This is a genomic window from Burkholderia sp. E168m22 (assembly GCF_001319805.1).
GTDB classification, from domain to species: Bacteria; Pseudomonadota; Gammaproteobacteria; order Burkholderiales; family Burkholderiaceae; genus Burkholderia; species Burkholderia orbicola.
The window spans coordinates 1-1,828 of the sequence record NZ_BBSK01000042.1; the positions used below are offsets into that span (position 1 = coordinate 1).

The following is a 1,828-nucleotide window of genomic DNA, read 5'->3' on the forward strand; positions in this document are numbered from 1 at the left end:
AAAGCATGGTGTTCATGATGGTCCCACCCCTGTTCTGCGCAATGCGACTTCTCTAAACGTGACTGTTGCCGCGCCAGCGCGCCACGCGCGCTTTTTGCAGCCAAGACTCTAATTTTACGCGGGAAACCGGCCCGCCGGACGCTGATTCCTCGTCCGGCGGCCGGGCGGCCGCGTTGCCGCCGTTGGGCATGCCGCAACCCGCTCCGTTCCGACGGAGGCCGGTCGCGCTTGCCTGAGTGGGGGCCGGCGCTGGCCGGCTCGTTGGCGCGCCCGTCCCCTGCCCCAGGCGGGTTCCCCGAAAGGTCCCGTGCGGATGCCGGATCGGCGGGCTGCTCGATATGGTGTATACGGCGGCGGCCATGATAGCACGCGTGCATGACGGTTCCGAGACGCCTGCCCGGTCGCGCGCCGCCAACCGCGGTGCGGCGATCGGTCGCGCCCGACCGTCGCGAAAACGCAACCTTACATTGCGCCTGCGCGTGTCAGACCCGTATTTCGCCGGCCGCGAGGCCGCCTTCCGGCGGCGTGCCGGCCGCCGGTGCGCTGCTGCCGTCCGCCTGAGCGATCCAGTCGGCGAGCGTCTCGCGCTGCGCCCGGCCGTCGCGGTAGCCGAGCTCGATCAGCTCGCGCGTGAAGGCCTCCTCGAACAGCAGGTAGCTCGCGAACGACGCGCCGGCCGGCTGGCTGCCGCCGATCGCGCCGAGCAGCCCGCGCATCGTCGCCGGCATCTGCTTCAGGTGCTTCGCGGCAATCAGCTCGATGCGCTCGGACGGCGCGATCGCGAGCACGTCGACGTGCCGCCAGCCGCTGTCGATCTCGACCTGGTGCGGCAGGTGCTCGATCATCCGGTTGATGTGCTCGATCCGTTCGATGTCCGAGCCGATCGAGTCGAGGAACACGCTCGCGAGCACCTGCTGGCCGATCTGCGCGAGGCTCGGATAGCCACGGGCCCGTCCCGCGCCGTTCGCGGCCGGAATCTCGGGCCGCGGATCGGCTGCACCGACGACAACGATCCGATCCGCGCCGAAGTGGATCGCCGGCGACAGCGGCGCGATCTGCCGGATCGAGCCGTCTCCGAAGTACTCGATTTGCCCGTCGAGCACGAGCGGCACGGCGGGGAACACGAACGGAATGGCCGACGACGCGAGCAGGTGCGACGCCGACAGGTCGACGAGCCGCGCGGTGCGCTGCGCGCGCCGCCACGCCTGGATCGGCTCGGCGGCCTGGTAGAACGTGAGGTGCCGGCCGCTCGAATAGCTGAGCGCGGTGATCGCGAGCGCATGCAGCAGGCGCGCCTCGAGCATCTGCTCGATCCGGTGGAAACTCAGCTCGCGCTGCAGCAGGTGCGCGAGCGGCGTGTTGTCGAGCAGCCCGCGCGGGGAGCGGCGCGCCGCCCAGCCGAACGTCATCGTCGCGAGCCAGCGCGCGCCGGCGGCCGCGATGCCGAGCCAGTCGGTGCGATACACATAGTCGGCGCGCAACGGCTCCCAGAATTCGAGCAGGCGCCGCACGCCATGGGAAAAGTCGTCCGCGTGGCTCGCGACCGACGTCGCGTTGATCGCGCCGGCCGACGAACCGCACACGACCGCGAACGGCAGCGTGTGCCGCTGCGGATCGGCCTCGCGCGCGATCTCGGCCAGCGCCTTCAGTACGCCGACCTGGTATGCGGCGCGCGCGCCGCCTCCCATCAGAACGAGCGCGAGTCGCATGATCGACCTGCTACCCGGGCCGCATCACGTCGAGCGCTTCGGCGGACGCGTTTCGGGCGACGAAGGGGCCGCCGCGCGCTCCGCGGCCGAACCGGACGGCTTCGCGCGCTTCGCGGCGG

General features: G+C 71.1%; 1 protein-coding gene. It reads right to left on the reverse strand.

All coding sequences use genetic code 11. The features are described from left to right. Positions 1 to 482: 482 nt before the first annotated feature. Positions 483 to 1,709 carry a patatin-like phospholipase family protein gene (locus AP428_RS12135; protein WP_054928086.1) on the reverse strand — a complete coding sequence of 409 codons (1,227 nt, stop codon included), beginning with the start codon at positions 1,707 to 1,709 and terminating at the stop codon, positions 483 to 485. Between the last annotated feature and the right edge of the window lie 119 nt (positions 1,710 to 1,828).